Consider the following 23659-nt stretch of genomic DNA (forward strand, 5'->3'; position numbering starts at 1 on the left):
TCCTCCCGCCAGGATCGACGTATGACGGCCTCGAACCCCTCTCGCGACGCGTTCTCCCACGGCCTCGGCGGCCCGCCGCCCCGCGGCGCCGACCTCGAAGGCCACCTCGGCAACGCGGCGCAGCTCCTGAACCGGATCGCCGGCCAGCTCGGCAGCAGCCTCGCTCTCGTCTCGCCCGACGGCACCCGCCGGCCGCCGCCGCCCGCTCTCGTCCTGGTCGCCCACGGCAGCCGTGACCCGCGCGCGCTCGCCACCGTAAGCACCCTGATGGAACGCGTCCGCGAGCTGCGCCCGCACCTGCCCGTGCACCTCGGCCACATCGAGCTCAACGAGCCCCTCCTCGGCGACACGCTCGCCTCCCTGGCCGGCCGGCAGGACACCGTCCTCGTACCGCTGCTGCTCGGCCGCGGCTACCACGTCCGGCGCGACATCCCCGAGACCGCCGCCGCCGTCCCCGGCCTGAACGCCCGTGTCGCCGGCCCGCTCGGTCCGCACCCGCTGCTCGTGGAAACCCTCTACGCCCGCCTCGTGGAGGCCGGATGGCGCACCCGGATGAGCGACGCCGCCCGCCGCGCGAGCGCCGTCGTCCTCGCGTCCGCCGGGTCCCGTGCCCCGGACTCGGCCGCCGACACCCGCCGCACCGCCCAGCTCCTCGCCGAACGCCTCGGCGTCCCGGTCGTCCCGGCCTACGCCTCCGCCGCCGCGCCCACCGTCCCCGCCGCCGTGCGCGCGCTGGCCGCCCGGGGCCGCCACCGGATCGCCGTCGCCTCGTACTTCACCGCCCCCGGCCGCTTCGCCACGCAGTGCGCCGAGCAGGCCCCCTGGATCTGCGCCGCACCGCTGGGCGACCACCCGGCGATGGCCCGCCTCGTCCTGCACCGCTACGACCAGGCCGTAGCGGCCCCCGAGTCCGCCCCGGAGCGCACCTTGATCCCGGCCTGAACCCGGCGCTCCTCCCCGCGCCCGGCACCGCGCCGACGCCGCTCCCGCCCCGATTGTCACCGCCTGCGTCTACTGTCGGTGCATGGAAGGCATGGCACCGAGGACCGAAGACACCGCACGGCAGGCACCCGAAGACACCGCACCACAGGCCCACGAGAACCACACGGCCCATGACGAGTACGACCTGTCGGCCGTCGAGCGCTGGGCCGCCGAGCCCGACAAACGACCGGGCCGCACCGCCTTCCAGCGCGACCGCGCACGCGTGCTGCACTCCGCGGCCCTGCGCCGCCTCGCGGGCAAGACCCAGGTCGTCACGCCCGGAACCCTTCCCCAGGTGCTCGGCGCCGTCGGATCCGGCGGCGCGCCCATCCAGGTGTGGGACGCCAGCCCGCGCACCCGGCTGACCCACTCCCTGGAGTGCGCCCAGGTGGGCCGCGAGCTGGGCGCCGCGCTGGGCTGCGACCCGGACCTGGTCGAGGCGGCCTGCCTCTCGCACGACCTGGGCCACCCTCCCTTCGGGCACAACGGCGAACAGGCGCTCAACGAATTCGCCGAGGACTGCGGCGGATTCGAGGGCAACGCCCAGTCGCTGCGCCTGCTCACCCGGATCGAGCCCAAGCGCTTCGTGCGCAGCCGCATGGTCACCTCGGCCTTCGCCGGCTCGGGCGACGACCTCGTCAGCGTCGGCCTCAACCTCACCCGCGCCGCCCTCGACGCCGCCACCAAGTACCCCTGGCCGAGAGGTGCCCGTCCCGCCGATCCGAAGTCACCGAAATTCGGGGTCTACGAGGACGACCGGCCGGTGTTCGACTGGATCCGCAAGGGCGCACCCGGCACCCGTACGTGCTTCGAGGCCCAGGTGATGGACTGGGCCGACGACGTCGCGTACTCGGTGCACGACATCGAGGACGGCCTGCACGCGGGCCACATCGACCCCGCCAGCCTGTACGCCGGACCGGAACGCCGGGAGATCTTCGCCGTGGCCGTCGGGCGGTACGTGCCCGGGGACACCGATCCCGCCGAGCTGGCCGAGGCCCTCGACCGGCTCCTCGGCCAGGAGTGGTGGCCGCACGGGTACGACGGATCGGCCGTCGCGCAGGCCCGCCTGAAGGACGCCACCAGCCAGCTCATCGGCCGATTCTGCCTGGCCGCGGAGGGCGCCACCCGCGCCCGGTACGGCAGCGGACGCCTCACCCGGTACGCGGCGGAACTCGTCGTCCCGCGGGCCGCCAGGCTGGAGTGCGCCGTCCTCAAGGCGGTCGCCGACCGGTACGTGATGCAGCGCGCCGAACAGGAGCTGCTCCGCGCCGACCAGCGGGTCGTCGTCGCCGAACTGGCCGAGGCGCTCACCGCCCGCGCCCCCGAGGTCCTGGATCCGCAGTTCCGGGCGCTGTTCGACCAGGCGGCCGACGACCGTGCCCGCAAGCGCGTGATCGTGGACCAGATCGCATCGCTCACCGATGCCTCGGCGCGTTCCCTGCACCTCAGACTCACCACGCGTTCCCATGGGGGCGGACAAGTGTGACCCTGCGTGGCCTGATCGGGCCACTACCCCTTCCCGCATCACGCTCCGTGCGGGAGGCTCGCATATGGCGACATCCTTACGAGGAGGCATCAAGTGGTCGACGCGGATCAGACATTCGTCATCGTCGGAGGAGGCCTGGCAGGCGCCAAGGCGGCCGAGACGCTCCGAGCGGAGGGCTTCACCGGCCGCGTGATACTGATCTGCGACGAGCGCGACCACCCCTACGAACGTCCGCCGCTGTCCAAGGGCTACCTCCTCGGCAAGGAGGGACGCGACAGCGTCTTCGTGCACGAACCCGCGTGGTACGCGCGGAACGACATCGAGCTGCACCTCGGCCAGACCGTCGACGCGATCGACCGCGCGGCCAAGACCGTCCGCTTCGGTGACGACGGCACCCTCGTCCACTACGACAAACTGCTCATCGTGACCGGCGCCGAGCCGCGCCGCCTCGACATCCCGGGCACCGGCCTCGCCGGCGTCCACCACCTGCGCCGCCTCGCCCACGCCGAGCGCCTCAAGGGCGTCCTCGCCGCGCTCGGCCGGGACAACGGTCACCTCGTCATCGCCGGAGCCGGCTGGATCGGCCTGGAGGTCGCCGCCGCGGCCCGCGAGTACGGCGCGGAGGTCACCGTCGTCGAACCCGCACCGACCCCGCTGCACAACGTGCTCGGCCCCGAGCTGGGCGAGCTCTTCACCGAACTGCACCGCGAGCACGGGGTGCGTTTCCACTTCGGCGTCCAGCTCACCGAGATCGTCGGCCAGGACGGCATGGTCCTGGCCGCCCGCACCGACGACGGAGAGGAGCACCCCGCCCACGACGTCCTCGCGGCCATCGGGGCCGCCCCGCGCACCGGCCTCGCCGAGGCCGCCGGCCTGGAGATGGCCGACCGCGCGCACGGCGGCGGCATCGCCGTCGACGAGCAGCTGCGGACCTCCGACCCCGACGTCTACGCCGCCGGTGACGTCGCCTCCTTCCACCACGGCCTCTTCGACACCCGGCTGCGCGTCGAGCACTGGGCCAACGCCCTCAACGGCGGACCGGCCGCCGCCCGCTCGATGCTGGGCCGCGGGGCGGTGTACGACCGCGTGCCCTACTTCTTCTCCGACCAGTACGACCTGGGCCTGGAGTACTCGGGCTGGGCACCCCCGGGGACGTACGACCAGGTGGTGATCCGCGGCGACGCGGCCAAGCGGGAGTTCATCGCCTTCTGGGTGAAGGACGGCAGACTGCTCGCCGGGATGAACGTGAACGTGTGGGACGTCACCGATCCGATCCAGCGGCTCATCCGCTCCCGGTCCCAGGTGGACACCGAGGCGCTCGCCGACCCGCACGTCCCGCTGGAGAGCCTGGCTCCGTGACGCCGCCGGACGGCTCCGCGAGGGCCGCGCCGGCCGACTCGCGGACCGTCCGCCGTGCCGGGATTTCCGGGGTGCGCCCCGGACCCCGGCACGGTGGCTGTCCACCTGCCCCGGGAGTGTCGGCGCGGCCCCGTAGAATCACCACGTGGCAGGCAGGATCAATGACGAGGACGTGAAGGCTGTTCGGGACGCGGTCCCGATCGACGCCGTGGTGTCCGAGTACCTCCAGCTGCGCAACGCGGGCGGCGGAAACCTCAAGGGCCTCTGCCCCTTCCACGACGAGAAGTCACCGTCGTTCCAGGTCAGCCCCAGCAAGGGCCTCTTCCACTGCTTCGGCTGCCAGGAGGGCGGCGACACCATCACGTTCGTGATGAAGGTCGACCACCTCACCTTCTCCGAGTCGGTCGAGCGCCTCGCTGCCCAGGCCGGCATCACCCTGCGCTACGAGGAGGGCGGGTACAACCCCGCCCACCAGCGCGGCGAGCGCATCCGTCTGGTCGAGGCGCACAAGGCCGCCGCGCGGTTCTACACCGAGCAGCTCGACACCAGCCCCGAGGCCGACACGGGCCGCGCGTTCCTCGCCGAGCGCGGCTTCGACCAGGCCGCCGCCGCCCACTTCGGAGTCGGCTACAGCCCCCAGGGCTGGGACCACCTCACCCGCCATCTGCGCGGCAAGGGCTTCACCGACAAGGAACTGGTCCTCTCCGGCCTCGCCCAGGAGGGCCGACGCGGCCCCATCGACCGCTTCCGCGGCCGTCTCATGTGGCCGATCCGCGACATCGGCGGCGAGGTCGTCGGCTTCGGCGCCCGCAAGCTGTACGAGTCGGACAACGGCCCGAAGTACCTGAACACGCCCGACACCGCGATCTACCGCAAGTCCCAGGTCCTGTACGGCATCGACCTAGCCAAGAAGGACATCGCCAAGAGCAGCCGGGCGGTCGTCGTCGAGGGCTACACCGACGTCATGGCCTGCCACCTGGCCGGGATCACCACCGCCATCGCGACCTGCGGCACGGCGTTCGGCGGCGACCACATCAAGATCCTCCGCCGTCTCCTGATGGACAACGGCTCGGCCCGGGTGATCTTCACCTTCGACGGCGACGCGGCCGGCCAGAAGGCCGCCCTGCGCGCCTTCGAGGACGACCAGAAGTTCGCCGCCGAGACCTACATCGCCATCGCGCCCGACGGCATGGACCCCTGCGAGCTGCGTCTCGCCAAGGGCGACGAGGCCGTCGCCGACCTGGTCGAACCCCGCACCCCCCTCTTCGAGTTCGCACTGCGCCAGATCGTCCTGCGCTACGACCTGGAGACCCCCGCCGGACGCGCGGCCGCGCTCGACGAGGCCGCCCCGGTCGTCGCCCGCATCAAGAACAGCGGCGCACAGCACGAGGTCGCCGTGCAGCTCGCCGGCATGCTCGGCATCCTCGACACCCAGTTCGTCGTCAAGAGGGTTGCCCAGCTCGCCCGTTGGGCCCGTGACCGAGGCGGCATGGGACCGGCCCCGGCCGGTGGCCGCCACCAGCAGACCTACGCCGCGACCCAGGCGCCCACCGGCGGCGGCCCGGCTCTCACCCTGCGCAACCCCGTCTTCGCCACCGAGCGCGAGCTGCTCAAACTCGCCCTCCAGCGGCCCGAGTTGGTCGCCCCGGCGTTCGACGCGTACGGCATGGACGAGTTCACCGCCCCGCCGTACGCGGCCGTACGCCAGGCCGTCCTGGACGCGGGCGGCACCGAGTACGGCGTCCAGGACCCCCAGGAGTATCTGATCCGGGTCCGTGACGCCGCCCCGGACGACGCGGTGCGCGCGATGGTCACCGAGCTGGCCGTCGAGGCGATCCTGCGCAAGACCGTCGACGAGACGTACGCGGGCGACCAGCTCGTCATGGTCCGCCGCCGCGCCGTCGACCGCCGCATCCGGGACGTCCAGGGCTCCCTGTCCCGCCTCAGCGCGGGCGGTGACCCGGCCCGGCTGGCCGCCGTGCAGAACGAGCTGTGGGTGCTCCAGCAGTACGGTCAGGCACTGCGCGAGCGGGGCGCCGAAGCCCTCTGAGACCGCACCACGGGCCTTCGGGATGTTCCGGGAGCGGCCCGGCGGGGCGTGACGGGCGGTCGGAGCGGTCGGCGCACATGCCAATCCCGCATCCCCCTTTGAAGGTTTCGTCTCCGCTGAGCTGCGCACTCGTCCTGGACAGTAACCACGCGGTCACGGACCGGACGCAAAAAGTCACCGCACGCCCCTCGTGGCGGTGATGTGTCGTACTCCACACTGGGTTCCGGTGCCTGAGTCCTCGGAGCGCGGCCGACCCGCACGCGACGGGTTCCCGATCCCCGCGGTTCCGCCAAACGACTGCGGGATGGACAGCGGCGAGGCCGTCGACCCCATCCCCGACGTACCGCTGCCGCACGCCTCAGCAGCGACATTCCTGGAGGTCGCCCCCGTGCAGACCCAGACCCTCGCCCAGACCGACAACGCCACCGACACGGACGCGGACCCCGGCGTCGTCGGGGCGGTCCCCGCGCAGCGGCGTGCCGCGCACCATCCCGAGGGCGGCCCGGAAAGCCCTCCCGAGACCCTCGGAGAGGCTCCGGAAGCGGAGACCGAGGCCGAGGTGGAGGTGGAGACCGAGGCCCCCGAACCCGTGGAACCGGCCCGGAGCCGCGCCGCCGACACCGGTGGCCCCTCGTCCGACCTGTTCCGCCAGTATCTGCGGGAGATCGGGCGGATCCCGCTGCTCACGGCGGCCGAGGAGGTCGACCTCGCCCGGCGCGTCGAGGCCGGGCTGTTCGCCGAGGAGAAGCTCCGGCTCACGCCCGACCTGGACAGCCAGCTCGCCCTGGACCTCGACAAGATCGTCGTCATGGGCCGGATGGCGAAGCGCCGGCTCATCGAGGCGAACCTGCGGCTCGTCGTCTCCGTGGCCAAGAGGTACGTGGGCCGCGGCCTGACCATGCTCGACCTGGTCCAGGAGGGCAACCTCGGCCTGATCAGGGCCGTCGAGAAGTTCGACTACGCCCGCGGCTACAAGTTCTCCACGTACGCCACCTGGTGGATCCGGCAGGCCATGTCGCGCGCGCTCGCCGACCAGGCGCGCACCATCCGCGTCCCCGTGCATGTGGTCGAGCTGATCAACCGGGTGGTCCGCGTCCAGCGGCGGATGCTCCAGGAACGCGGCTACGAGCCCACGCCCGAAGAGGTCGCGGCGCAGCTCGACCTGTCCGGCGAACGGGTGAGCGAAGTCCTGCGGCTGGCCCAGGAGCCGGTGTCCCTGCACGCCCCCGTGGGCGAGGAGGACGACGTGGCCCTCGGTGACCTCATCGAGGACGGTGACGCGACGTCTCCGGTGGAGTCCGCCGCGTTCATCCTGCTCCGGCAGCATCTGGAAGCGGTGCTCTCCACGCTCGGCGAGCGGGAGCGCAAGGTGGTCCAGCTCCGGTACGGGCTGGCGGACGGGCGTCCGCGCACGCTGGAGGAGATCGGCCGCATCTTCGGTGTCACGCGCGAGCGCATCCGGCAGATCGAGTCCAAGACCCTGAACAAGCTCAGGGACCATGCCTTTGCGGATCAGCTCCGGGGTTATCTGGACTGACCCGGGGGCGCTGCCCCCCGGACCCCCGCTCCTCAAACGCCGGAGGGGCTGATTTTCTCGCCGGAAGGGTGTTTCCAGCGGGGGTCCAGGAGGTGGTCACCTCAGCGGGATGCGGTGGGTCAGTCGACCTCGGCGACCGCCTGGGCGAACTGGGCCTGGTAGAGGCGGGCGTAGGCGCCGCCGGACTCCAGCAGGTCCGCGTGGGCGCCCTGTTCCACGATGGCGCCGTCCTCCATCACGAGGATGGTGTCGGCGTCCCGGATGGTCGACAGACGGTGGGCGATCACGAACGAGGTCCGCCCGTGCGCCAGCTTCGCCATCGCCTTCTGGATCAGCACCTCGGTGCGGGTGTCGACGGAGCTGGTCGCCTCGTCGAGCACCAGGATCACCGGGTCCGACAGGAACGCACGGGCGATGGTGATCAGCTGCTTCTCGCCCGCGCTGACCCCCGATCCCTCGTCGTCGATCACCGTGTCGTAGCCCTGGGGCAGCGTGCGGATGAACCGGTCGGCGTGCGCCGCGCGCGCCGCCTCCTCGATCTCCCCGCGGGTGACGTCCCGCGAGGCCCCGTACGCGATGTTGTCGGCGATCGTGCCCCCGAACAGCCAGGTGTCCTGGAGCACCATGCCGATCCCCGACCGCAGGTCGTCCCGGGACATGGAGGTCACGTCGACCCCGTCGAGGGTGATCCGGCCGCCGGTGACGTCGTAGAACCGCATGAGCAGGTTCACCAGGGTCGTCTTGCCGGCGCCGGTCGGGCCGACGATGGCCACCGTGTGGCCCGGCTCCACCTTCAGCGAGAGGTCCTCGATGAGCGGCTTCTCCGGGTCGTACCGGAAGGAGACGTTCTCCAGCGCCACGCGCCCGCGCAGTTCCTCGGGACGGGCCGACACCGTCGGGTCCGCCTCCTGCTCGTCCGCGTCCAGGACCTCGAAGACCCGCTCCGCCGACGCGACACCCGACTGCACCAGGTTCGCCATCGAGGCGACCTGCGTCAGCGGCATCGAGAACTGGCGGGAGTACTGGATGAAGGCCTGCACGTCACCGATCGACAGCGAGCCCGAGGCCACCCGCAGCCCGCCGACGACGGCCACCAGCACATAGTTCAGGTTCGACACGAACATCATCAGCGGCTGCATGACGCCGCTGTTGAACTGCGCCCGGAAACCGGCCTCGTACAGCTTGTCGTTCTGCTCGGCGAACTGCGCCGCCGACTCCTCCGCCCGCCCGAACACCTTCACCAGGTTGTGGCCGGTGTACATCTCCTCGATGTGGGCGTTGAGCTTGCCGGTGGTGCGCCACTGCTGCACGAAGTGCGGCTGCGAGCGCTTGCCGACCCGGGTGGCCACGACGAACGACAGCGGCACCGTGACCAGCGCGACGAGCGCCAGCAGCGGCGACACCCAGAACATCATCGCGAGGACGCCCACGATGGTCAGCAGCGAGTTGACGAGCTGGCCCATCGACTGCTGGAGGGTCTGCTGGATGTTGTCCATGTCGTTCGTCGCGCGGCTGAGCACCTCACCGCGCTGGCGCTTGTCGAAGTACGACAGCGGCAGCCGCGACAGCTTCGCCTGCAGGTCCTCGCGCATGCGGTAGACGGTCCTGTTGACGGACCGGTTCACCAGCCGCGTCGCCACCGCCATCAGCAGTCCGGCCAGCAGGAACGTGCAGAGCGCGAGCAGCAGGACGTGCCCGACGGCGGTGAAGTCGATGCCCTGGCCGGGGGTGAAGTCCGTCCCCGAGAGCATGTCGGCGACGCCGCCCTTGCCGTGCGCGCGCAGCGAGTCGAGAGCCTGGGCCTTGGTGGCCCCGGCCGGCATCTGGCGGCCGACGATCCCCGAGAAGACCAGGTCGGTGGCCCTGCCGAGGATCTTCGGGCCGACCACCGAGAGGCCGACGCTCAGCACGACGGTGACCAGCATCACGTACAGCGTGGCGCGCTCGGGCTTGAACTGGGTGAGGAGCCGTCGGCCCGACACCTTGAAATCCATCGAGCGCTGGTCAGGGCCGCCCCCGGCCATCATGCGCCCCATCGGCCCGGCCATCAGGCAGCCTCCGCTTCCGTCAGCTGGGAGAGCACGATCTCCCGATAGGTCTCGTTGTCCGCCATCAGTTCGTGGTGGCGTCCGGTGCCGACGACCCGGCCCTCGTCGAGGACCACGATCCGGTCGGCCTCCCTGATGGTCGACACCCGCTGGGCGACGATCACCACGGTCGCCTCGGCGGTCTCCTCGGTGAGCGCCGCGCGCAGCGCCGCGTCGGTCGCGTAGTCGAGGGCCGAGAAGGAGTCGTCGAACAGGTAGATCTCGGGGCGCTGCACGAGGGTGCGGGCGATCGCCAGGCGCTGGCGCTGGCCGCCGGACACGTTCGTGCCGCCCTGCGCGATCGGCGAGTCCAGCCCGTTCTCGAGCTGTTCCACGAAGCCCTTGGCCTGCGCCACCTCCAGCGCGTGCCACAGCTCCTCGTCGGTCGCCTCCGGGTTGCCGTACCGCAGGTTCGTGGCGACCGTCCCCGCGAACAGGTAGGGCTTCTGCGGGACCAGTCCGACCGTCCTGGCCAGCAGCTTCGGGTCGATGGTCGCGACGTCCACGCCGTCGACGAGCACTTGGCCGTCGGTGGCGTCGAACAGGCGGGGGATCATGCCGAGCAGCGTCGACTTGCCGCTGCCGGTCGAACCGATGACCGCGGTGACCTCACCGGGCTGCGCGACCAGGTCGACGGACCTCAGGACCGGCTCCTCGGCGCCCGGGTAGCGGAACCCGGCCTCGCGGATCTCCAGGTGGCCGTGCCGGCGCAGCTCCAGGACGGGCGCGACGGGCGGGACCACGCTGCTCTCGGTGCCCAGGACCTCCTGGATGCGCTCGGCGCAGACCTCCGCGCGCGGCACCATCATGAACATGAAGGTGGCCATCATCACGGACATCACGATCTGCATCAGGTAGGCCAGGAACGCGGTCAGATCGCCGATCTGCATACCGCCGCTGTCGATGCGGTGGGCACCGAACCAGACCACCGCGATGGACGACAGGTTCACCACCGTCATGACGATCGGGAACATCAGGGCCAGCATCCGGCCGGTGGCCAGCGACGTCTCCGTGAGGTCGGTGTTGGCGCCCTTGAAACGGTCCTTCTCGTAGCCGTCGCGCACGAACGCGCGGATCACGCGATTGCCGGTGATCTGCTCGCGCAGCACCCGGTTCACGGTGTCCAGGCGCACCTGCATGGTGCGGAACAGCGGGCGCAGCCGGCGCACGATGAGCGTCACGCAGATGCCGAGCGTCGGCACCACGGCGACGAGCACCGCGGACAGCGGCACGTCCAGGCCGAGGGCCAGGATGATGCCGCCCACACACATGATCGGCGCCGACACCAGCAGGGTGAACGTCATCAGTGCGAGCATCTGCACCTGCTGGACGTCGTTGGTGGTGCGGGTGATCAGCGACGGCGCGCCGAAGTGGCCCATCTCACGTGCCGAGAACGACTGCACGCGGTCGAAGACGGCGCCCCGGATGTCCCGGCCCACCGCGGACGCCGTACGGGCTCCGTAGTAGACGGCCCCGATGTTGCAGACGACCTGGGTCAGCGAGATGCCGATCATCAGGGCGCCGAAGGTCAGGATGTAACCCGTGTCACCCTTCACGACACCGTTGTCGATGATGTGCGCGTTGAGGGTGGGCAGGTAGAGGGTGGCGCAGGTCTGCAGGAACTGCAGCAGCACCAGCAGGGCGATGGGTTTCTTGTACGGACTGAGGTGGGTCCGCAGGAGTCGTATGAGCACGCGGGGTCTCTCGGAATCGTGGACGGCGGGGGTGACCGACGGGCTGTGCATGGTGCACGCACCACCCCCTATCGTCGGACACTCCCCCCGCGTTACCTCAACCGATTAACCCAAGTGCGGTCCAAAAATGGATGCCGCCTCCGTCTTTGGTCGTACGCCCTCGGAGGGGTTACGCCCGGAACGCCCCGGGATGTGTCTGTTCGCGCACGGTGACGTACTGCTGCCGTACGGCCTGTCCCACGGCGAGTTCGTCACCGGGCTCCAGAACCTGGGCGACCGGACCCTGCCACAGGGGCGGGGTCCGCGGGTCGAGCGTGCCCTGCGCGACGCCGAGGGCCCAGGCGGCCTGACGGGCGGCGCCGAGCGCCGCGTAGTCCGCGGGCTGCGGTACGACGACCTGCGCGCCGAACAGCGCGGGCGCCACGGCCTGGACGGCGGGCAGCTCGGCGGCCTGGCCGAGCAGGAAGATCCGGCGTACGTCGACACCCCGGCCGCGCAGTACGTCCAGCGCGTCCGCGAGCCCGCACAGCATGCCTTCGAAGGCCGCCCGCGCCAGGTGCTCGGGCTTCATCGACTCCCGGCGCAGACCGGCCAGCGTCCCCGCCGTGTGCGGCAGGTTCGGCGTGCGCTCGCCCTCCAGGTACGGCAGCAGGACGAGCCCGTGCGAGCCCGGCGTCGACTTCATCGCCAGCTCGGACAGCCCCTCCAGGTCGGGCACGCCGAGGAGCTCCGCGGCCCCGCGCAGGGCCCGTACGGCGTTGAGCGTGGTGACGACCGGGAGGTGCATGCCGGTCGCGTCCGCCAGGGAGGTGATCATGCCGGTGGAGTCCGCCAGCGCCTCGACGTGGACGGCCATCACGGAGCCCGAGGCGCCCAGCGACACCACCGCGTCGCCGAGCCCGATGCCGAGCCCGAACGCCGCCGCCATGGTCTCGCCGGTCCCGGCGGATATCAGCAGACCCTCGGGCGTGGTCCCCGCGGCCTCGGAGGGGCCGAGCACGTCCGGCAGCCCGGCCTGGTGGCCGAGCGCCAGTTCGACGAGGTCCTGTCGGTACGCGCCGGTCGCCGCCGACCAGTACCCGGTCGCCGAGGCGCCGCCCCGGTCCGTGGTCCTGCGCACGGGCCGTCCGAGAAGCTGCCACACCAGCCAGTCGTGGGCCTGGAGCAGCATGCTGGTGCGCCGGGCGGCGTCGGGTTCGGTCTTGCTCAGCCAGCGCAGTTTGGTCACCGGCTGCGCGGCCTGCGGGACGCTGCCCACCGCCTGCGCCCACGCCTCGCGACCGCCGAGCGCGTCGATCAGATCGGCCGCCGAGACCTGCGCCCGCTTGTCGCCGCCGACCATCGCGGGGCGCACGGTGTTGCCCTGCGGGTCCAGCGGGACGAGCCCGTTCTGCTGGGCGGACACGCCGATGGCCTGGACGCCTTCGAGCAGCCCGCCCCCCGCGGCCTCGCCCAGGGACAGCAGCCAGGCCTGGGGGTCCACGTCGGAAGGACGGCCGCCACCCTCGCCGCCGTCGATCGGGTGCGGCGCATACCCCTGCCTCAGCACGGCACCCGTGTCTGTGTCGCAGACGACGATGCGAGTGAAATCGGGCGCACTGTCCAGCCCGGCGACTATCCCCATGGCGGGAATTCTGCCGTACGGCGGGAGCCGGTGCCGCCGGGCCGTCCCAAGGACGGGCGGCACCGGCCTCCCCGGGGTCTGTCGTCCGGATCGGGCGGGGCCGGGGCGCGGTGCCTCGCCGGCTTCCCCGCGTCCCGCCCCGTGATCCGGACGACAGGTCCTAGGTGTATTGACCCGCAGCGTTGTTCACACGGCTGATGGGTGGCTGGCCTCCGAGGGCGGTGTGGCAGCGATGGTAGTTGTAGCCGTGGAGGAAGTCGTCCAGGGCGGCCGTGCGTTCGTCGTTGCTGGTGTAGGGCCGCAGGTAGGCCCATTCGTCGAGCAGGGTGCGGTTGAAGCGTTCGACCTTGCCGTTGGTCTGCGGCCGGTAGGCGCGCGTCAGCTTTCCGGTCGCGCCGATCTCGGCGAGGGCCTGTTTCCAGGCCAGGCCCTTGCGGTAGGCCCAGGCGTTGTCGGTGAGCACGCGTTCGATGCGGGTGATGCCGTGCGTGTGGAAGAACGCAGCCGCGCGGGTGAGGAAGCCCGCGCAGGTGGCGACCTTCTCGTCCGGGTGGATCTCGCTGTAGGCGAGGCGACTGTGGTCGTCGACGGCGGAGTGGACGTAGTCGAAGCCCATGCTGCTGCGGGTGGCGCGGCCGGCCTGGCGTCCGAGGACTTTGTGGCCGCCGCCGTCGGGGATCCGACCGAGCTTCTTGACGTCGATGTGGATCAGTTCGCCGGGCCGGTCGCGTTCGTAGCGGCGGATGACCTGGCCGGTGGGCCGGTCCAGGTGGGCCAGGCGGTTCAGGCCGTGGCGGGTCAGGATCCGGTGGATGGTCGAGGCGGGCAGGCCCAGGATCGGGCCGAGCCGTGCGGGACCGAGTTTGCGGGCCTGCCGCAGTTGGCAGACCCGGGCCTCCAGGGCCGCAGGTGTGCGATGCGGTGTCGTCCGGGGCCGGCTGGAGCGGTCGGCGAGGCCCGGTTCGCCCTCGTCCCGCCAGCGGCGGACCCACTTGTGGGCCGTGGCTCGGGAGACGCCCATCTCGGCCGCCACATGAGCGACCGGGCGGCCCGCGCAGACACGTTCGACCAGCAGCCGCCTGCCATGAACGGTCAGCCGGGCATTACGGTGGGACACGAAGACCTCCGTGCGGTGCAGTCCTAGACAGCTCCACCACATCGGAGGTCTTCGCCATGTTCAAGACCCGCCAGTGTCAACAACGCTCGTGATCAATACACCTAGGGCGTGTCCGCAGGTCCTAGGGCGTGTCCGCGAAGTCGCGCCTGCCCGGCGGCGTCCGGCACGCTCCCCCAAGCTCTTCGAGCAAGGGGGGGACCCCCACTCGCCGCACCGGGCGAAGACCCAAGTACGTCCAGTACGGGGGTCTGCGCCCGACACGCCGAGAGCACGCACCAGATGCCACCGGGCTCGTCCTTCGGGCGGACGACGCGACTTTGCGGACACGCCCTAGGTGTTGCTGGTGCCCCAGTCGTCCTCGCCGGTGCCGGCCGCGTTCCGCTCGCGCAGGGAACGCACCCGGTCCGTGACCGAGTCGGGGACGCGGTCGCCCACCTTCTCGCTCACGGTGTGCAGCGCCTTGCCCGCGATCTCGCGGCTCTGGTGGGCCGCGGTCTCGGCGGTGTTGCGCACCGCGGGGTTCTGCGCGACCTGGCGCATGGACTTCTTCAGCTGTTCGTAGCGCTCGCGCCCGGCCCGCGTGCCGAGCACGTAACCCAGGGCCAGTCCGGCGACGAACGTGAGCCGGTAGCGCATGACGACCACCCTTCCCTTGCGTCGGCATCGGTGCGGAGGGAACCGATTGGCGGAGCACCCCCCTGCTTGCGCTAATGTATGTGTCGCAGCAAGCGCACGCCCCCTGGCGAATACCCAGGTGGGTGCGTTCGATGCAAAGATCGATCCCCTGTAGCTCAATTGGCAGAGCAGCCGGCTGTTAACCGGCAGGTTACTGGTTCGAGTCCAGTCGGGGGAGCTCGATCTCCTGTAGCTCAATTGGCAGAGCAGCCGGCTGTTAACCGGCAGGTTACTGGTTCGAGTCCAGTCGGGAGAGCAACGAAAGAGGACCCTTCGGGGTCCTCTTTCATGTCCGCAGGAACCGCCCAGGGCATGCCGAAGGCATCATGGTCGCGCGAAGCCGACCAGCTGGAGCAGGAGATCGTATGAGCGGCTATGCTGCGGCAGACGGCGCGCACAAATGTGCGCGGCGCGCCGTAACGGGGCGGTAGCTCAGCCGGTTAGAGCAGCGGACTCATAATCCGTCGGCCGTGGGTTCGAGTCCCACCCGCCCCACCACGAGCTACACGGGCAGCATCGATGGGATCAGCGGTGGCCTGTCAGCCCCCTCTCGACGGAGGGGGTTTCTTCGTCTCTGGAGATTGCCAGTTGGCCCACTGTCGGCCCGAACGGCAGACGACCAAGACGCAGAGAGGCCCCGGCCGGATCGGCGTCCGGCCGGGGCCTGGTCCCGCCCGCCTCCTTTGGGCACGGGTGTCTCGGGATCCGGACTCGGCCAGAGGGCCACTGTTCATGTGTTCGACCCGGCGGGGATCATGATCCTCATGTCTCACACCTCTCGAAGAAGACTTCTCGCCGTTCTCGCGGCCTCCGCCGCCTCCGTGCCGCTCGCCGGAGCGGCGTCGGCTCCGGCCAGTGCCGCCGGAGAGACCGTCCCCGTGGATCCGTTCGCGGGGACGGCCGGCCTCTCCTCGGCCCGTTCCTCGGTGACCCTGCCGCCGTTGGACGCCTCCTACTTCACCTCGGTGACACTCGGCGCCCCGCTCACCGCGACCGTGCTGGCGGGAACCCCGGCGCGCACGGAGGTCACCTCCGGCGGCCGACGCGTCGCGCTGCTGACCCGCGGCGCGCGGACTGTCGTGGTGCCGGGGCCGCAGCGCACGTTCGCGGAGAACAAGCGGTCCTTCGTGGACGACTTCCAGCGCACCCTGCCCGATCTGTCGCTCGGCACGGAGGACCGGAAGTACTGGGGTACGTCTCCCGGCGGCGGCAGTTGGTCGACGCTCGGGCCGGCGGACACCGACTACTCCGTCGTACCGGGCAGCGGTGTCGTCAGTCTCACCACCGAGAACTACAGCCGGCACGCCACCCTGCGCGACGACGAGATCACCGATGTCGACGCCCGCTGCACGGTCCGGTTCGACAAGGTGCCCACCGGCCAGGCCTGTTCCGTCGGTCTGACGTTCGGCTATCAGAACACCCACAACAACTACCGGGCCCGGCTGTCCTTCCTGACCTCGGGCACGGTCGAGCTGCGCGTCGAGAAGGAGGTCGACGACACGGTGACACAGTTGGCGACCGCTCTCACCCTCGCCACGGGCGTGCCCGCGGGGACCGACTGGACGATCCGGGTCCGCCGGGAGGGCAACCGGATCCAGGTCAGGGCGTGGCGTTCGGCTTCGGCCGAGCCGGCCGCGTGGGCCGTCGACGTCAGCGACGCCACTTTTTCCAAGGGGCGGGTGGGCCTGCGTGCCCTGGCCAGCACCGGCTGTACGAACCTGCCGGTCAAGCTTTTGGTCAGCCGTTACGAGGTGGACGCCGCGAACTGGCAGACGCCGCCGACCGTCACCCACGGAGACTGGGTGCGGGTGCTGCCGGAGCCGTTCGACGGAACCTGGACGACACAGCTGGAACAGATGATCCGCGGCTGGGCCGGTTCCTGCGCTCCCGACGTCCTGGCCCATGCCGCGATGTTCCTCGGCGGCGCGCCGGCGGTCACGGCCGGGGCCGGGCCTGCCCAGGGCAAGCAGGTGCTGGGCGAGGCCGGGTACGGCTACCTCGACCCGCAGGGCTACCGCTACGAGGGCGCCGACTTCCACGAGTACATGAACGTCGGCTGGACCTTCCCCGACGGGACCTACACCGGGCCGTCCAGCAAGCAGGTCGGCAACCTCGACTGCTCGGGCTACACGCGGATGGTCTACGGCTATCACATGGGTGTGCCCCTGGCCGCCGGCGCGGACACGTCCGGCGACCGGATTCCGCGTAAGTCGCGGGACATCGCCGACCACGCGCCCGGGGTGCTCGTCGACCGCACCGACGGCACCGCCCCGCCCGCAGCGACCCTGCTCCAGCCCGGCGATCTGGTGCTGTTCAACGCGGACTCGGGCGACGACGACGCGGCCACCGGCACCGTGACCGTCGACCACGTCGGCATCTACCTCGGCAAGGACGCGGCCGGCAAGCGGCGTTTCTTCTCCAGCCGCAAGACGGTCAACGGGCCCACCATGTCCGACCTGGGCGGGGCGTCACTGCTCGACGGCACGGGGACGTACGCGACGAGGCTGCATACCGTGCGCCGTATCTGAACCCGCCGTCCGCGAGCGGCGCGGGGGCACACCGTCCGGGGCGCAGCCTCTGTGTGCCGGAAAGGGAATCCGCCGCGCCGTGGTTCGAGGGTGCCGCCGAGACGGAGCACCGTTCGGGATCCCGTATCGGGCAGGTCTCTCGAGGAGCGGCAGGGCCACGCAGGGACCGCAGTGACGGGTCTGTCCCTTGACTCCTTTTCAAATATCTTCTTTTGGAGGGCAGTTGACGATCGCATTCCGGTACTCAAAGAGCGCGCACAGATTCCGCGGTGTAGCTTCTACCCGTCAGTAGAGGCTTGAGCAAGGGTGGATGCGTGGCTGCCCCTTCGCAAACCGAAAAGTTCGCCGCCTGCCTTCGGATGCTGAAGGACCGCAGTGGCCGGGGCTATGACCGCCTCGGGAAGGAAGCGGGCGTCAGCGGCTCCAGTCTGCATCGCTACTGCTCCGGCCTCGGCGTCCCGACGGACTACCGGGTCGTGCACTCCTTCGGCAAGGTGTGCGGAGCCAGTCCGGAGGAGCTCCGCGAACTCCACCGGCTGTGGGCGCTGGCGGACACCGACCGGAACGCACCGGCCGTGACCGCCGTGACCACCGAGGGCGGCCCGGAACCGGAACCGACGCCGGAGGGTCCTGTCGTGACCGCGCGGACGGCCCCCGGCCCCGCCGCCGCCCCGCCGGTGACCGCCCCCGCCGGGACCGGGAAGCCGCGACGGCCCCGGGTGCCCGAGAAGCTGTCCTCCCGCTTCGCGGTACTGGCCGGCGCGGTCGTGGCCGTGATGGGTCTGGTGGCCGGTTTCGTGTGGATGCCCGCCGACGCCCCGCCGTCGGCCGAGGACGGGCTGCTGTACTCCTCCGCGTGCAAGTCGGTGAGCATGGGACAGCACGACGAGTGCGTGCGCGAGGTCCAGACCCTGCTGATGCGGGCCAAGGGCAGGCTCGCCGTCGACGGTGACTTCGGGCCCGAGACCCTGCGCACGCTCACCGCGTTCCAGGTGCTGGCGGGCATGCCGGCCAGCAGCGTCGTCGACGAGGAGACGAAGAAGGCGCTCTACGCGCAGAAGGTGAGCATGGCGACCTGGTCGCCGGACAAAGTGGCGAAGCGGATCCGGGAGGTGTTCTCCGAGGACCCCGGCACCGCCGTGGCCATCGCCCGCTGCGCCTCGTTCCTCGACCCGCTGTGGGTGCTGCCCAACACCAACGGCAGCCGCAACTGGGGCGTGTTCCAGATCTCCGACGTCCGCCTGCGGGAGCTCGGCGGCACACCGCTGCGGGCGTTCGACCCGGAGTGGAACATCCGGGCGGCCCACCGGCTGTGGAGCGCCCGGCACGACTTCCACGACTGGCCCTCCTGCGAGGCGGCCCTGAAGGACGCGAAGAGCACGGAGAACGCGAAGGACTCGAAGGGCTCCAAGGACACAGTGAAGAGCTGAAGCCGGAAGGCCGCTCCGGAGAGGTGGAGCACGGAGGTCCCGGGTACTGCCCCGCGATACCCGGGACCTCCGCGTTCCGGATCACCGGGACCTCGGAACTCCAGGTCACCGGGACCTCCGTGCTCCCGGTCACCGGGACCCCCGGCTCGGGGTCACCGGGAGCGTCAGACCGTACCGCTCTCCCACCACCAGTCGCGGCCGAGGTCGGCCCGGCTGTCGACGTGCTGGTGGTCGACGGTGTACCGCTCCAGGCCGGAGAACCCGCAGGTCTCCGCCTTCTGGTAGACGGTCTTGGTGGCCACGCCGGGAACGTCGAGGTCGGCCGCGGTGCCGTACAGGTGCATGCTGTCGCTGGCCCCGCCGATGTCGGCGTTGTGCTCGATGCTGCGGAAGCCGGAGTTGACCGTGATCGGCTTGTCGCCGAGCTTCTTGCGCAGCGCCTCCAGCTTGTACATGCAGCGTCGGGCGTTCTCCTTCACCTGCGCCGCGCTCACCTTGCCGCCGTTGAAGTTGCCGCTCGCCTGGTCGTAGAACTCGCTCCAGTTGAAGTGGGCCGTGGAGCCGTCCGACTGCTCCAGCGCGTTGAGCTTGGCGTGGGTGTTGGGACCGGCGATCCCGTCGTCGTCGAGACCGTACGCCGCCTGGAACCGCTTGACGGCCGCGGCCGTGCCGGGACCGAAGTCGCCGTCCAGGCCGACCCGGGTCTGGCTCGCGCTGTTGGCCGCCCAGCCCGAGACCCGGATCTGCAGCTCCAGCACGTCGGCGCCGCTGTCGCCCTGCTTCATGGTGCGCGACCACGAGTAGGCCTGCGCGGTACCGGAGAGCAGCAGCGGGCCGAACGCCAGGCCGGCGCCGACAGCCAGCGTGCCGCGCAGCATGCTGCGGCGGTCGAGCGGGCGGCTGCCGGCGGAGCGGCCGCCGGCGGAACGGAAGAGGAAGGTCATCGTCGTCCTTTCGGAACGGTGGTGCGAGAAGGAGCGGAAAGAGGTCAGTAGGCGAGCTGGAAGTCCACGTTCTGCGCGTCGGTGTCATAGGGGCCGACGCGCAGGACGAAGCGGGTGCCGTCCTTGACCTCGGTGGCGACGGTCGCCCACGGGGTGCCGTGGAGGGAGTACTTGCTGTCGTGGTTGCACTTGTCGGTGTGGTCGACGAACACCACACAGGCGTACAGGAACCCTCCGTCGTCCGTGGTGAGCCGCATGTTGATGTCACCGCACCGCGAGGACGTGGTGAAGGGGCCGAACTCCTTGGGTCCCGCCTGGTAGCGATAGTTCAGGTTCTTCGCGCCGCCGTAGCAGCTGGTCGCCGCGGCCGAGGACTGTGCGGCGGCGGGCGCGGCACCCGCTCCCAGCAATGCGGCCACGGTAATGAGAGCCGAGGCGAGCGCCCTGGTCTTGATCATGGTGGTCTCCGTTCGGTGAGGTGGGTGAGGGGGTCAGAAGGCGATCTGGAAGGTGGCGGAACTGCCTTCCAGGTCGACGCCGTTGGGCACGGTGAACCTGGTTCCGTTCAGGACGTCGGTGGCGATGGTCGTCCAGCTCCGGCCGATCTTGGTCCAGTAGTTGCAGGCGCCGGCCCTCGCGAACTGCACGCAGGCCCAGCCGAACTCGGCGTCGCCGCCGGTCATCCGCATGTTGATGTCCGTGCAGCGGCTCGTGGTCACGTACGGGCCGAAGTCGCGCACCTCCCCGTAGTGCACCGTGACCGCTCCGCCGTAACAGCTCGTGGCGGCGGTGGCGGGGGCGGCCGAGGCGGACGCCGGAACGGTGAAGCCCAGGGCGACGAGCAGCGCGACGAGGGACGCACGGGCGAACCGGGCGGTCAGGGGGGCGCTCCTCGGCACGGCGACGGTGGCGGCCGGGATCACCGGTTGGCCAGCCGGTCCAGATCGGCCTGGGTGCCGTTGAACACGTCCCCGGTCGCCGGCGCCCGCAGGCCCGGGAAGAGCGCGGCGTCGGTGTACTGCCACATCGCCCAGGTCGTCGAGCCGTTCGGCACCGGCGGCTGGGTGATCGACTGGCGGTAGTCCGCGAGTTGCAGGGAATACCGGGCGAAGGCCGTGGTCGACCCCATGCAGTCGTCCAGGGAGGACTTCTGGGTGTAGATCATCGGGACCCGGCCGAAGGCGCTCTCCACCCGGTCGAGCCAGGCCTTGGCGTCGGCCACCGTGCCGTAGGTGGGGCAGCGCCCGCTGCCGTCGTCCATGCGCTCCAGGTCGAAGATCGGCGGAAGGTCGCCCGCCCGCTTCCCCGTGTAGCCGGTCGCCCGCACGGCGGCGATGAACCGGTCGGCCTGCGCGGCACCCGTGTCGGCCGCCGTGCCCGTGTAGAAGTGGTACGGCGCCACGGCCAGCCCCGCCGTCCTGGCCCCCTCCAGGTCGGTGGCGAGGTACTCGTCCGTGACGTTCGTGCCCCGCGTGGCCTTGACCGTCGCGAACTCGGCACCCGAGGCCCGTACGGCCTTCCAGTCGATCGGTGCCCCGCCGGGGTGCTGGTACTTGGCCGTGTCCAGACCGTCGATCGGGTGACCGGCGGGGTGGGGCGGCGTGCAGTACGCGTTACGGCTGGACCAGTCCACCAGCTTGGCCCAGGTGTTCGGGCCCACGGCCCCGTCGGCGCTGAGGTTGGCGCAGTGCTGGAGCTCGATGACCCGGTCCTCGGTGCCGCCCCCGAAGTCGCCGTCGATGGTCAGCGGCGGATAGTGGAACGGCTCCATGGCGAGGTTCAGCCGGCACTGGACCTCCTTGACCTCATCGCTCTTCGCGCCCTTCTTGAGGGTCGGGCGCGCGTCGGTGTGGCCGCACACGGTCGCCTGCGCCGTGCCCGCCGTGCCCTGGGTCGCGCAGGTGTGCGGCTGTGCGGCCCAGGAGTTCAGCGCCGCCCAGGTCTGCGGGCCGAGCACGCCGTCCGCGCTCAGCCCGGCGCACCGCTGGAACTCCTTGACCCGCGTCTCCGTCCCCGATCCGAACGAGCCGTCCGCCGCGATCGGCGTGTACCGGCTCGGCTTCGTCGCCAGGTCGAGTTCGCACTGCGCCTCGACCGTCGCGTCCCCCGTGGATCCCTGCTTCAGCGTGGGCTGTTCGCTCGTGTGCCCGCAGACCGCGACGGCGGCGGCCGGCGCCGCCTGCACCGCCGCGGGCCCGCACAGGGGCAGGACCGCTGCCACGGCGAGGGTCAGGCCCCGCAGTAGCGTCCTTGTTCCCATCTGGTGTTCCCCCTCTGATCAGAGCCGGGAATCCCCGGCCGCCGCCATGCTGGCAGCGCCTGTTCCCGCGGGGGATCCTCTTGATCGGGATCGGGACGTCGGGACAGTCCCACGCATGTGACCTGCGGGAACGCGTCACCTCTGGGACGGGCATGGGACACGGCGGCTACGGAACTCGGTCCGGGCGCGGGCATGCGGACCGGCGCCGTCCGGCGGCCCCACCGGGGAGAGGGGGCATCGTGGTCCTCGGGGACCGCCGGACGGCGTCTTCGCGCGCTGTCGGCCTGTCGGTGTCTTTGTCCGCGGGGCGGACGGTCAGGTGTTCGCGGACCGTTTCTCGGCGAGGAACTCCACCAGCTCCCCGGGCACGAGGTGCCCGGCTTCCGGCTCCTCGTGCTGGACGGGATGAATGCCGTGGGCCGTGAGGCCCCGCACGAACTGCTCGGGCAGTCTGTCGCCCTCGACCAGGTGGAGATCGAGGAGGGCCTTCCGTGCGGCGGGATCCAGTGCTTCCCACCACTGCGTGAAGCGCGCGCTGTGTCTGCTGTTCATGCGCCCCAGGTGAACACGGACAAACGGCCGTGAACAACCGAAAACGCCGGTCGCGCCGGACAGGTCGGGATGGGGCGTGCCGATCCAGTGGATGACAGAACATCCTGCTCGGAGGGTAGGAGGGGTGCATCCGTGGGCACCATGCGTCTATGCGCGTCGACGAGGACGCCGGTCTCATCAGTCATGAGGAGGGGTCATGAACCGTCAGATCCGGATTCGCGTCAACCGTCGGCCCGCCGCTCCGCGCGAGACGCCGATCGACCGCAGGACCCCGTCGGGACGTCTCCTGCCGTACTGACCCACGCGCCCTGACCCACCCGCACCGACTCACCCGTACGTGCGGAGGGCACGGCCCGCCGGGCGGATACGGACGAACGACAGGGGAACGCTGATTCCCGAACAGCAGACGCCTCCCGGCGCCGGACGGTTGTACGACCGGGCCGGGATCGAGGTCCGCCCTCCACCGCGGAACCGGCCCGCCGCCCGTCCGCGTCGGGCCGGCCGGCTCCTCCGTCCGACAGCGACGGGCTCTAACGGCCCAGTGCCGCACCGCCGTTGATGTGCAGCAGCTGACCCGTCATGTACGCCGCCTCCGGCGACGCTACGTACCGGATCGCGGCCGCGATCTGCGCGGGGTGGCCGGGCTGTCCGGTGAGGGACTGGGCCACGCGGGCGGCGACGAACTCCGGGGTGGCGCGGTCCCCGAAGAACTCGGTGTCGCCGACGAAGCCGGGGGCCACCGCGTTCACGGTGATGCCCTCGGAGCTCACGCGCTGGGCGAGATCGTAGGTGTACGTGTTGATCCAGCCCTTCGAGCCGCCGTACGAGCCGGGGCCGCGCAGCGAGGCGATCGAGGAGAGCTGCACGATGCGGCCCCCGGGACGGCGCACATGGGGGAGCAGTGCCTCGGTGAGCAGGACGGCGGTCAGCACGTTGGCGTCGAAGTTGCGCCGGTAGCTGTCGGCGACGGAGGCGAGGCTGCCGTCGTGCGCCACGGCGACGTTTCCGCCCGCGTTGGCGACCAGGACGTCCACCGGAGTGCCGTCCGCGACGATGGAGTCCCGGGCCGCGCCGACCTGCTCGGGGTCCGCCAGATCCACCGCGTGCCAGGACGCGGACGCGGGCCCGAACCGCTCGTTCAGCGCGTCGGCGGCCTTGCGCAGAACGTTCTCGCGGCGGCCCAGAAGCACCACCCGGTCCCCGTCCGCGGCGAACGCCTCCGCCGTCGCCAGCCCGATCCCCGTACCCCCGCCGGAGACCACCACATGCCGTCCACCCATGTCCGCCCACCCCGTCCCGTTATTCCTGGATGTGAATCTCGGTCATGTACAGATA

18 protein-coding genes and 3 tRNA genes are annotated in these 23659 nt (G+C 71.0%); 10 read left to right on the forward strand and 11 right to left on the reverse strand.

Annotated elements, in window-relative coordinates; all coding sequences use genetic code 11:
• The first annotated feature begins 21 nt into the window (after positions 1–21).
• From OG780_RS28160 to OG780_RS28180, 5 genes are all read left to right on the forward strand, one after another.
• Positions 22–942 carry a sirohydrochlorin chelatase gene (locus OG780_RS28160; protein ID WP_328452757.1) on the forward strand — a complete coding sequence of 307 codons (921 nt, stop codon included), beginning with the start codon at positions 22–24 and terminating at the stop codon, positions 940–942.
• A gap of 82 nt (positions 943–1024) precedes the next feature.
• Positions 1025–2467: a deoxyguanosinetriphosphate triphosphohydrolase gene (locus OG780_RS28165; RefSeq protein ID WP_328452759.1), complete on the forward strand. Its 1443-nt coding sequence runs from the start codon at positions 1025–1027 to the stop codon at positions 2465–2467.
• Between the two features lie 93 nt (positions 2468–2560).
• Positions 2561–3826 carry an NAD(P)/FAD-dependent oxidoreductase gene (locus OG780_RS28170; protein ID WP_328452761.1) on the forward strand — a complete coding sequence of 422 codons (1266 nt, stop codon included), beginning with the start codon at positions 2561–2563 and terminating at the stop codon, positions 3824–3826.
• 145 nt (positions 3827–3971) lie between these two features.
• Positions 3972–5876 carry a DNA primase gene (gene dnaG, locus OG780_RS28175; RefSeq protein WP_328452763.1) on the forward strand — a complete coding sequence of 635 codons (1905 nt, stop codon included), beginning with the start codon at positions 3972–3974 and terminating at the stop codon, positions 5874–5876.
• Between the two features lie 226 nt (positions 5877–6102).
• Positions 6103–7413, forward strand: coding sequence for an RNA polymerase sigma factor (locus OG780_RS28180; protein WP_328452765.1), 1311 nt, complete (start codon positions 6103–6105; stop codon positions 7411–7413).
• Between the two features lie 119 nt (positions 7414–7532).
• Here the strand turns inward: OG780_RS28180 and OG780_RS28185 are convergent, their stop codons facing one another.
• From OG780_RS28185 to OG780_RS28205, 5 genes are all read right to left on the reverse strand, one after another.
• Positions 7533–9461: an ABC transporter ATP-binding protein gene (locus tag OG780_RS28185; protein WP_328452767.1), complete on the reverse strand. Its 1929-nt coding sequence runs from the start codon at positions 9459–9461 to the stop codon at positions 7533–7535.
• Positions 9461–11194, reverse strand: a complete 1734-nt coding sequence (locus OG780_RS28190; RefSeq protein ID WP_328452769.1) for an ABC transporter ATP-binding protein — start codon at positions 11192–11194, stop codon at positions 9461–9463. The genes OG780_RS28185 and OG780_RS28190 overlap by 1 nt, the downstream gene beginning before the upstream one ends.
• Before the next feature lie 169 nt (positions 11195–11363).
• On the reverse strand, positions 11364–12818 hold the full coding sequence (locus OG780_RS28195) for an FGGY family carbohydrate kinase (protein WP_328452771.1): 1455 nt from the start codon (positions 12816–12818) through the stop codon (positions 11364–11366).
• 160 nt (positions 12819–12978) lie between these two features.
• Positions 12979–13935: an IS481 family transposase gene (locus OG780_RS28200; RefSeq protein ID WP_328444966.1), complete on the reverse strand. Its 957-nt coding sequence runs from the start codon at positions 13933–13935 to the stop codon at positions 12979–12981.
• A 330-nt stretch (positions 13936–14265) separates the two neighbouring features.
• The gene (locus OG780_RS28205; RefSeq protein WP_326787975.1) at positions 14266–14571 is read right to left on the reverse strand and encodes a YtxH domain-containing protein; all 306 of its coding nucleotides are present in this window, start codon (positions 14569–14571) and stop codon (positions 14266–14268) included.
• Positions 14572–14715: 144 nt separating this feature from the next.
• On the opposite strand from OG780_RS28205, the gene OG780_RS28210 reads away from it, so the two are divergent.
• From OG780_RS28210 to OG780_RS28230, 5 genes are all read left to right on the forward strand, one after another.
• Positions 14716–14788, forward strand: a tRNA-Asn gene (locus tag OG780_RS28210).
• 5 nt (positions 14789–14793) lie between these two features.
• Positions 14794–14866, forward strand: a tRNA-Asn gene (locus OG780_RS28215).
• A 165-nt stretch (positions 14867–15031) separates the two neighbouring features.
• Positions 15032–15108, forward strand: a tRNA-Ile gene (locus OG780_RS28220).
• 266 nt (positions 15109–15374) lie between these two features.
• On the forward strand, positions 15375–17138 hold the full coding sequence (locus OG780_RS28225; protein ID WP_328452775.1) for an NlpC/P60 family protein: 1764 nt from the start codon (positions 15375–15377) through the stop codon (positions 17136–17138).
• A gap of 314 nt (positions 17139–17452) precedes the next feature.
• Positions 17453–18568 (forward strand): helix-turn-helix domain-containing protein, encoded by a 1116-nt coding sequence (locus OG780_RS28230; protein WP_328452777.1) that lies wholly within the window; start codon positions 17453–17455, stop codon positions 18566–18568.
• Positions 18569–18732: 164 nt separating this feature from the next.
• On the opposite strand, the gene OG780_RS28235 is transcribed toward OG780_RS28230, so the two are convergent.
• The 6 genes from OG780_RS28235 to OG780_RS28260 all read right to left on the reverse strand — a co-directional run bounded on the left by OG780_RS28235 (position 18733) and on the right by OG780_RS28260 (position 23604).
• Complete coding sequence (locus OG780_RS28235) at positions 18733–19512, reverse strand: D-Ala-D-Ala carboxypeptidase family metallohydrolase (RefSeq protein ID WP_328452779.1); 780 nt, start codon at positions 19510–19512, stop codon at positions 18733–18735.
• 44 nt (positions 19513–19556) lie between these two features.
• On the reverse strand, positions 19557–19970 hold the full coding sequence (locus OG780_RS28240) for a hypothetical protein (RefSeq protein WP_328452781.1): 414 nt from the start codon (positions 19968–19970) through the stop codon (positions 19557–19559).
• Between the two features lie 33 nt (positions 19971–20003).
• Positions 20004–20411 carry a hypothetical protein gene (locus OG780_RS28245; RefSeq protein WP_328452783.1) on the reverse strand — a complete coding sequence of 136 codons (408 nt, stop codon included), beginning with the start codon at positions 20409–20411 and terminating at the stop codon, positions 20004–20006.
• Positions 20412–20431: 20 nt separating this feature from the next.
• Entirely contained in the window at positions 20432–21772 is a 1341-nt protein-coding gene (locus OG780_RS28250; RefSeq protein WP_328452785.1) for a GH25 family lysozyme, read from the reverse strand.
• Between the two features lie 315 nt (positions 21773–22087).
• Positions 22088–22324, reverse strand: a complete 237-nt coding sequence (locus OG780_RS28255; protein WP_328452788.1) for a hypothetical protein — start codon at positions 22322–22324, stop codon at positions 22088–22090.
• Positions 22325–22854: 530 nt separating this feature from the next.
• On the reverse strand, positions 22855–23604 hold the full coding sequence (locus tag OG780_RS28260) for an SDR family NAD(P)-dependent oxidoreductase (protein WP_328452790.1): 750 nt from the start codon (positions 23602–23604) through the stop codon (positions 22855–22857).
• Positions 23605–23659 lie beyond the last annotated feature (55 nt).

Origin of the sequence: Streptomyces sp. NBC_00386, from assembly GCF_036063235.1 — a bacterium.
GTDB lineage: Bacteria > Actinomycetota > Actinomycetes > Streptomycetales > Streptomycetaceae > Streptomyces.

Bases quoted from the DNA above. Each gene is read 5' to 3' on its own strand.
- OG780_RS28240 (WP_328452781.1), bottom strand. From the start codon at position 19,970: ATGATCAAGACCAGGGCGCTCGCCTCGGCTCTCATTACCGTGGCCGCA.
- OG780_RS28225 (WP_328452775.1), top strand. From the start codon at position 15,375: ATGTCTCACACCTCTCGAAGAAGACTTCTCGCCGTTCTCGCGGCCTCC.
- OG780_RS28255 (WP_328452788.1), bottom strand. From the start codon at position 22,324: ATGAACAGCAGACACAGCGCGCGCTTCACGCAGTGGTGGGAAGCACTG.
- OG780_RS28260 (WP_328452790.1), bottom strand. From the start codon at position 23,604: ATGGGTGGACGGCATGTGGTGGTCTCCGGCGGGGGTACGGGGATCGGG.
- OG780_RS28195 (WP_328452771.1), bottom strand. From the start codon at position 12,818: ATGGGGATAGTCGCCGGGCTGGACAGTGCGCCCGATTTCACTCGCATC.
- OG780_RS28165 (WP_328452759.1), top strand. From the start codon at position 1,025: ATGGAAGGCATGGCACCGAGGACCGAAGACACCGCACGGCAGGCACCC.
- OG780_RS28185 (WP_328452767.1), bottom strand. From the start codon at position 9,461: ATGGCCGGGCCGATGGGGCGCATGATGGCCGGGGGCGGCCCTGACCAG.
- OG780_RS28205 (WP_326787975.1), bottom strand. From the start codon at position 14,571: ATGCGCTACCGGCTCACGTTCGTCGCCGGACTGGCCCTGGGTTACGTG.
- OG780_RS28235 (WP_328452779.1), bottom strand. From the start codon at position 19,512: ATGACCTTCCTCTTCCGTTCCGCCGGCGGCCGCTCCGCCGGCAGCCGC.
- OG780_RS28250 (WP_328452785.1), bottom strand. From the start codon at position 21,772: ATGGGAACAAGGACGCTACTGCGGGGCCTGACCCTCGCCGTGGCAGCG.
- OG780_RS28160 (WP_328452757.1), top strand. From the start codon at position 22: ATGACGGCCTCGAACCCCTCTCGCGACGCGTTCTCCCACGGCCTCGGC.